The sequence below is a fragment of the Microcoleus sp. Z1_A1 genome (genome assembly GCF_036700305.1).
In the GTDB taxonomy this organism is placed as follows: Bacteria; Cyanobacteriota; Cyanobacteriia; order Cyanobacteriales; family Microcoleaceae; genus Microcoleus.
The window spans coordinates 1-8,714 of record NZ_JAUBOR010000028.1 but is presented as its reverse complement, the minus strand read 5'-3'; the positions used below and the strand labels follow the sequence as shown (position 1 = coordinate 8,714).

At 50.6% G+C, this 8,714-nt stretch carries 4 protein-coding genes; 2 read left to right on the top strand and 2 right to left on the bottom strand.

Features of this window, described 5'->3' with window-relative positions; genetic code table 11:
• The first annotated feature begins 441 nt into the window (after window positions 1–441).
• Complete coding sequence (locus QT973_RS18360; RefSeq protein WP_333207746.1) at window positions 442–915, top strand: TspO/MBR family protein; 474 nt, start codon at window positions 442–444, stop codon at window positions 913–915.
• A gap of 415 nt (window positions 916–1,330) precedes the next feature.
• Here the strand turns inward: QT973_RS18360 and QT973_RS18355 are convergent, their stop codons facing one another.
• Both QT973_RS18355 and hslO read right to left on the bottom strand, forming a co-directional pair.
• Window positions 1,331–3,409, bottom strand: a complete 2,079-nt coding sequence (locus QT973_RS18355; protein ID WP_333207747.1) for a hypothetical protein — start codon at window positions 3,407–3,409, stop codon at window positions 1,331–1,333.
• A 246-nt stretch (window positions 3,410–3,655) separates the two neighbouring features.
• Window positions 3,656–4,555, bottom strand: coding sequence for an Hsp33 family molecular chaperone HslO (gene hslO / locus QT973_RS18350; protein WP_333270762.1), 900 nt, complete (start codon window positions 4,553–4,555; stop codon window positions 3,656–3,658).
• 386 nt (window positions 4,556–4,941) lie between these two features.
• Between hslO and QT973_RS18345 the strand changes: the two genes are divergently transcribed.
• On the top strand, window positions 4,942–8,714 hold a 3,773-nt coding region (locus QT973_RS18345), incomplete at its 3' end, for a DUF4114 domain-containing protein (RefSeq protein WP_333391881.1).

Below are 8,714 nucleotides of genomic sequence, written 5' to 3'. Positions count from 1 at the left end.
TTAGATTTTAGAATTGAGGCATTGACCCCACGGATAAATTCGGCTTGTCAAGGGGAGGGAGCAAGAGTCAATCGATTGCGCGATTTTAGATTTTAGATTTTAGATTTTAGATTTTAGATTTTAGAATTGAGGCATTGACCCCACGGATAAATTCGGCGGCTCCTTTATCGGATACAGGTTTTTTGTTTCTGGGTCCTGAGTCTGCTTTCGGAATGAATCCGGGGGGTTTTATCCTGGATGCTTTCGGTCACATTTTTTATATTATTAAGGGGAATTGAAGAGAATAAATAGAGGTTTTCCTGAAGCCTAAATAACTTTTGAACTGATGTTGGTTTCGCGAATCAGCCCAACCTAATATAACTGAGGACAGATGGCGCGATCGCCAAAATTAGAGATAATATTTCCAGAATTGAACCTGTCAAACTTGCCCAAGGTAAAAAAATGATTAAATCCTGGATGGTAATTGGAGGCGTCGCCTTTGTAGTAGCACTAGCAGCTAACTTCATCCCGCCCAGCGACATCCAATGGTTCAACCGCTTGCAGCGTCCGAGATGGCTAGTATTTGAAAAAGCAATTCCCCTAATTTGGACAGTAATTTTTATTTGTGCAGCTTGGTCAGCAGTGATAGTGTGGGAAAAACAACCAGGAACTCAGGAGACTTGGCTGAGAATGGGTTTGTACCTGCTTTTAGAAATAGTAACTATGTCTTACACCTCGGTTATGTGCAAAGTTAGGAGCCTAAAAGTCGGCACAATAATCGGCGGAACGGGCGCTATTTTAAGCGTAATCCTAGCTTTAACAGTGTTGCCAGTTTCCGAGCCAGCCGCCCTGTTATTGCTGCCTTACATACTTTGGAGTCCGATCGGCACTTACACCACTTGGGCAATGATGCACCTAAATCCGGCGGATGTTTAATTGATCTAAAATTACAGGTAATTGGTAATTGATCATTGGGAAAAAGGTAATTGCTAAGATGTACCTCACCCAATAGAAAACTGCTATAGCAAGCCTCGTATCAATTGTGAAGTCTTTCTCTTGTCTCTCTTCTCTTCCTTTTCTTCCTACCCTACCCTTCGGGAACCCCTGCGGGGAACGGGAACGGCTTCGCCGAACGCGCCCTTTGCGTCTTCGCGGTTCGTTAAATAGAGATTCTCTGAGTTTTATCGCGTGGTGGGGGTGGCTTTATTTAATTTGTTGACAATGTGAGTATGATTCGTAAACCCACCCCTAGAAGTTGATTGAGAATGATGGTTGATTTGAGTTAAAACTCAAATCAAGCACTAATTCTCAGACTTTAAACCCCCGCCCAATGTCGGGCAAACCAGTTAACCTAGCGATTGCCAGAGCTGGTGGGAGGCTCAATTTCCGGCGGTTCGGGAGGGGGATATTCAGCATCGGGAGATTCAGGCTCAGGAGGGTTCAGCGACTCCTCCCAAACTTGGATTTGCGATCGAGCTTGCTCAAAAGCCCGAGTACCCGAAGGAATTTTCTTCAAAGTCGCGATCGCCCCAGCCAGATCCGACGACGACTCTTCGACACCAAGCGCCAAAATCCGCTGACTCCACTCATCAATCGCCTCACTCGCCTGCCACCGGAGCGAACTCGACTCCGGCACCTGACTTGCTAGCGCAATAGCCGTTTGCAAAGCGTCAGCAGTCCCGGATCGGGCCGTCTGACGGGCGTTCTGCAAATTTTGCTCGCCCTGAAATTGAGCCTCCCAAGTCCGAATGTTCGATCGAGCTTCCTGATAAAGCACCCGTCCCGATCGAATCCGGCGCGCCATCTCAATTGCCCCCGCCAAATTGCCGGCCGCCGCTAGCTGCTGAGCTCTATCCAAAAACGGCTGGTCAACAAGCCGCTGTCTCCTCTCGATCCAAGCTTGAATTTTGGCTTGAGCTTCCACGTAAAGCGCCCTACCTCTACCGATCCGAGAAGCTTGAGCAACGGCGGCTTCCAGAGCATTCGGATCGCCCATACTCGCCAAATCGTTCGCTCTTTGCAAATACGGACTGTCTTCGAGCAGCTCGATTTGACGGCTCAAGGTGCTAATTTGACGGCGAGCTTCCGAAGCGCGGGGATTTGATTCCGGGACTGTTTGCAATTGGGCGATCGCAGCCCTCAAATCATTTACCCCACCAGGCGCCGCCAGCCTGCTTGCCAAATCCAAAACTTTGACATCAGCCATTTCTTGTTGCCAGCGGCCGACTAAATCTTGAGCTTGTTTGTACAAAGGGCGGCCCGAATTTAACTTTTGAGCAATCTCGATCGCCTTGGAGAAACCCTCAACAGAGCCAGTCAAAGCCTGAGAAGTAGCATTCGCCAACTCATTAAAATCCTGTACTTGTTCCCTTAAATTTGCCGACTCTGGAATCTTATTAGCGATCGCCATCGCCTCCTGCCAATCCCCTGCTTGCAATCGTTTTTGGGCGATCTCCAGAATTTTCTTGCTAAATTCCGCGATCGCCTTATTGGCAGCTTGATACAAATAACTGTTTTGATCAATTCCCTGAGCCAGCTTAATCCCCGTCACCAGATTGTCGAGACCTCCCTCGGAGGCTGTATTTCGGGCTTTTAGCAACTTATTGCCCTCCGCCTTAGTCGTCTGAATTAGCTTAGTCAATTCCTCGTACTTAGCCGATTCCCAGAAAGTATTTCCCAAATCCAAAAGCAGAGTAGCTTGGCTGAAAGCCAGCGGCCACTCTTCCTGACGCAAGTGGTCTTCCGCCGTGCGGTAAATTTTCTCTGCATCGCTCCATATCGACTGCCACTTTTCAATCTGCTTTTCCATCTTCGGGTAAGCGGGAACGTTTTTAGGAACCTTACGAGCGAGGGCAATCGCCTCATCCAGCTTTCCTTCTTGGAAACTAGCATTTCCCAGCCTAATAATATCCTCCGACCACCGATCGATTTGAGTGTTAATTCTCGGCCGCAGCGGATGGTTTTGTGGCAAAGCATTAACTAATTCGATCGCCCTGAGCAAATCATCCGCCGTCCGCTTGCTTGCTGCTTCTTGAGCACAAAAAAAGCGATCGTTAGCAGAAGCCGTCGGCCAAAAAATCTTTGAGCAATTTGACTGCGAGGTGAGGTTGAGCAAAGACGCAATTGCCACAAACCCCATACCCACCGATAGCATCAAACTCAGCGCCAGCCAAAACTGCCACTTATTCGACCAGTTCCGCCAAAACGGATTTTGTTCCTCCGGCGGCTGCGAGTTTTCCCCAGACAAATTCGGCGGTAGTTCCAGATGCCCTCCCGGCAGTTTTCCCGAAGTAACCAACTCTCGGAGCTCTTTAAGTCGTTGGGCCCGGTTTTTCCTTGCTGGTAAGCGCACCAGCGACGAAGTATCCTTTGTTGACTCCAAGGATTCTGATGCAGACCAACGGCCTGGTATTTTGCGATCTTGACTCATATCCTCACCACAAACAGCAACCAGCCAGCGTTAGTTATTTAAAAACTGCGAGCGCTGCTATCAACTGCTCTATAAAATGTATTCATCACTTTTACATACTCCCGTCGGCCCCAGACTGCAAGAGCCGATCGCCAAACCGCCACAATCAAAATTTTGTGATTAGGTAATTGATAATGCGTAATTGGCAATTGGTCAAGGCCATCATCCCTAACTCGCACTCAATAGAGCCAATTACACATTATCGTCTCAAGAACCGGAGTTTGAGCGCAAATCGCCGATGAGTTCCGCAAGTTGGTCGCTATTAGCTTGGTAAACCTCGTTGCAGAAATGGCACGTAGCCTCAGCCCCCCCATCTTTTTCAATCATGTCTTGGAGTTCCGCTTCGCCCAACATTTTCAAAGCTCCCAAAACTCGATCGAACGAACAGCCACAGTCAAAGCGCACCATCTGAGTTTCCGGGAAAATTTCCAGGCCCATATCTCCCAGTAACTCTTCGAGAATCTGGTGCAGCGTTTTGCCCGATCGCAGCAGTGGCGTAAAGCCCGACAATTCAGCAACTCTAGATTCTAAAGTTTGCACCAATTTTTCGTCCGTTGCCGCCTTCGGCAGAACCTGCAACAGCACACCCCCAGACGCTTCTACCCCGCCCGCCCCCACAAACACCCCCAAAACCAGAGCCGAAGGCGTTTGCTCGGAGGTTGCCAAATAGTGAGTCAGATCGTCGCCAATTTCGCCGGAAACCAATTCCACCGTACTTGAATAAGGGAAGCCGTATCCAACGTCCCGCACCACGTACAAATACCCGTCACCTATTGCCCCGCCGACATCTAGTTTGCCTTTAGCATTGGGCGGCAGTTCCACTTCGGGATTATCCACATAACCTCGAACTGTTCCATCAAGTCCTGCATCAACCAGAAGCCCGCCCAGTGGCCCATCTCCTTTGATGCGAATGTTGACCCTCGATTCGGGCCGCTTCATGCTGGAGGCGAGTAACAGCCCTGCTGACATCGTGCGGCCGAGGGCGGCTGTAGCGACGTAGGAGAGCTTGTGCCGCCGTCTTGCTTCTTCGGTGAGGCGGGTGGAAATGACGGCTACAGCGCGAATTCCGCCCTCTGCGGCTGTAGCGCGAATTAATTGATCGGCCATGAAAAACCTTACTTTGTCTTGTGATACCTTCTTGAACTATTTTAGAAGTTCTTGAAGGTTGTGGCAGCAGAGAGCAGCAGTTGACTCGCCGGGCCTGGGAGTGCGATCGAACTTGTTTTAACTATCAAAGCAATAATATTACATTTCGCAATTTATGTTGATAAAATTTAAAGTTTTTTTGAACAAATAAAACTCCAAGCCGTGTATGCTTTGCTACATAGAAAGACAAAAAGAGTATATTTACAGAATTTCGCGCATTGATGTGTAGCGTCAGTTTTTATCCCAACGTATCTGCATCTATCTGCGCCTGTCTGCGGTAAATTTTTACTTTTTAGTTAATTTTTCGATGGCGATTCGGGTTTACTGCTAAATAATCATGAGGATATATGAATAAAATTCAAGACGTTTTATTGCCTCTGGAAAAGCCCTTTGAAATTAATCCAGAATTAACAAAAACCGATTTATTAACGTCAGGAAATTTACTAACTTCAAGCAGCATTACCGACAGTTCCAACAGCATTCCCGTTCCACTTTTACAAACATCCACTGTCAATTTTTTAATCCCCCAAAAAGTTGAAGATGCCAATAGTTTTGAACAATTTTTAACACAACCGCAACTCTTGGGTGCAGCCCCAAATGCCTCGCCCTCAGCCTCCGCAAGCAGCGACATCTTAACCGGCGAAAAAGTAGAAACACAAGCTGACCGCACCGTTTGGAGCCAACTCCTCGGCGCATCCACCCCCGAACGGCAGGCAAAAAATAGCACTTTGCCAGCCGGAGTTTTCCAAGTCGGTGCTAGCGGACAAGTCAGTGCAGACTACCTGTTTGATGGAGGATACTACCAAGGGGAACTGGCTATTTTCAGCATGAAGGGGATGGAAACCTTAATCCCCGGTTCAAAACCCTTCATTCTAGAGGCATTCCGCAGAGTTCTCACCAATTCCACGTTAGGTCGCGTTGTAATCCGCGACTCTACCGAAGGCGCCAAATTCAGCGGTTCAATGCCAGGAGAATTTAATTGGGGTTCGGGGCCATACACCGGCCTCAAAAACTTCACCATGACCCCAGGTGACACCTTCGCGGTCATGGTGATTCCCAATGGCACAATACAAATATCTTACGCCACCCAATTGCTGTGGAATTTATTCCCCGATCGCCGCCCTTTATTCTCTGTCTCCCCAACTAATTCTACCAACAGCGGCTACCAGCTAGCACTCGCCGACATTACAGGTTCGGGCAATACCTTTGCCATTGAAGACGAGCCGGCGGCCCAAACAGACCGCGACTACAATGATATTATCGTCAGCTTTATCGGCGCGAGTGGCAGCGCCACCCCACTCAACAGTGTCATCAACCCAGCCAAAGAATGGCGCACCACCCCTCTGGGACAGCAAATTATCAGCTACGCTAACAGCTTAGTTCCCAACGATACAACACCGCCCGCGATCGCCGCCACCCTAACCAACGATACCGGAACATCCAACAGCGATCGCATTACAAACAATCCTACGATCGGCGGTACCGTCACCGACAGCAGCAGCATAGCCAGCTTCCGCGCCGGTTTCGACGACACTCCCATTGCCGAATTCGCTGACATCACCCCCCTCCTCAACAGCAGCGGTAGCTTCACCCTCAACCGCACCCAACTCGAAACCATCCGCCGCAACCCCCTCAGAGATGGCATCCACACCCTCCGCCTCATAGCCACCGACTCCCGTGGCAACACATCAAACACTTTCAGCCTCAACTTCACCCTCGACACCGCCGCACCCCAAACAGCCCAGCAGACACCAATTCCCGGAGGCAACCACAGCAACACAGTCCGACTCATCGGTACTGCAACCGACACCGCAACAAATCTATCCAACCTGCAATACACCGTCGATGGCGGCAGCCCCAACACCTTGAATCCTGGAACCGACGGCAAGTTCGACTCCTTGCCGCCCAACTCGCCGCTAGCCACCGGCAGCCACACCACTGTTCTAGAAGCAACAGATACCGCCGGCAACCAAACATCCCAGACGGCCAACTTCTCCGTCGCCAACAACTTCACCGTCGCCCCTCCAGCAACAACAGGTTGGGCAGCAGCATCAACGGACACTGTACTCCTGGCCGAACGCAACAGCAAACTCGTCCAAGCCGTAATGCCCGTACAGTTAGGGCAAACCACAGGGAGCCGCACCCTGCGGTTCCAACTGGCAGCCAACTTCGACAAAACAGATACAGCATCGGCAATTGAAGACTTGTTTCAGGTGTTCCTAGTTTCTCCAAGCGACTCCAACCAAACCCTGCTCGATGGGGGAACACCCGGAACCCCGCTATTTTCGCTAGCCGGCAGCAAAGCCGAATTCGTACCTGGACGAGTGCGGTACAGCGGCGACACCGTAGAAATCGATTTGACCAGTTTGAAAAACAGCAGCAGCGGTAATCTGCTGTTCAGATTAACCGACAGCGACACCGATACCGGCAGTACCGTAGAAGTCAAGAACCTCACCAACACCGTCGATGAAGAAGGTACCGCCAGCCCAGTCTTTCTGCCAGCGCAGAACAAAACCGCCAGCGGTGGCAGCCTCGATACCGACAACCTGACAGCGGCCCCTGATTTAAAAGTAAATTTCAGTCAGGTACAGTTTGACCCCGCCACCGGCAACTACAAAGCATCAGTACAGGTACAAAATACAGGCAGCCCCGTCAGCCGCAGCGTCGCAGTAGTTTTTCCCGATTTGCCAGCCGGAGTAACCCTGCAAAATCCCGACGGTACCGATAGCAGCGGCAAACCCTACATCAATTTGCGCGGTGCTATTCCAGCCGGGGGATTGGATACTGGGGCTATTTCAGATGCTGTAGAATTAGTCATCAGCAATCCCAACTTTCAGAAATTTTCCCTCACCGCTACAGCCATTGCCGGTGCGGCAAATCAAGCGCCAAACTTGACCGCAATTCAAACCATCGATGTTAAAGTCGGAGAGACATTCAAGCTGCCCCTCACTGCAACCGACCCCGACGGCGACCCTATTAGCTTTGCCATCAAATCGTCCACTCCCTTACCCACGGGCAAGCTCTCCGGCAACGGCACCCTAGAAATTTCTCCCACTCCCGAAGAAATCGGAACCTACAACTTTACGGTAGTCGCTAGCGATGGAGTTTTAGAAACTTCTCGACCTGTTACAGTTAACGTTACCCCTTCGACTGCCGGCCTCACTCGCATTTCAGGAGTAATTCAAAACACCAACCAGCAACCCTTAGAAGGTGTGTTGGTGGGACTCGGCGACTTGCGGGCAATAACAGCAGCCGACGGTTCCTTTGAAATTCTGCGGCTGGAATTTCCCGGTTTGGCTGAGCTCGGACTTCCCGAATTAGTGCCGCCAGACACCCTGCTAATTTACGGCGACGGCATTAGCGGCGAAGAAAACTACCCCTACATTGCCGAAAAACTGCCGCTGTTACTGGAACACGAAGTTTACTCCAACGTTAACAACGTCATCTCTCGTCCGATTTACCTGCCGCCGATCGACACCGCCAACGGCAAAAACATCAACCCAGCCGCCGACACCACTGTCACCACCGCAGCGATTCCCAAAGCATCGGTATTTGTCAAAGCCGGTTCCCTCAAAGACGCTGAAGGCAACCCCTACACCGAAAACCTCAGCATCACCGAAGTCCCCACAGAATTAACCCCCGCCGCCCTGCCCCCCAACCTGCACACCGACTTAGTAGTCACCATTCAGCCGGGGGATATGGTGTTTACCACTCCAGCCCCTCTATCCTTGCCCAACCGCGCGGGATACGCAGCAGGCACGACAATGGATTTGTGGTCGATTAACCCCACCACAGGCTTCTTCGACAATGTAGGCACCGGTCAAGTCACCACCGACGGCACCGCCATCGAAACCGTTTCAGGCGGCATCCGCAACAGCAGTTGGCACTTCTTCGCCCCCCCAGCACCTTCGCCCAAAAATCCGGGTCAAGACCCCCGCAACCCCAAAGACAAGTGCAACGAATGCAAAGCAAAAGGCGGCTTAACCTCTTCCGTAGAAATGCACTCCGGGGCAGTAATTGAAACACACGACCTCGTACCCTACCAGTCAATGGGAGAAACCCGCAGCTTAACTCTAACCTACGATTCTCTCAGAGCAGACCCCAGACCCATTGTCCATTT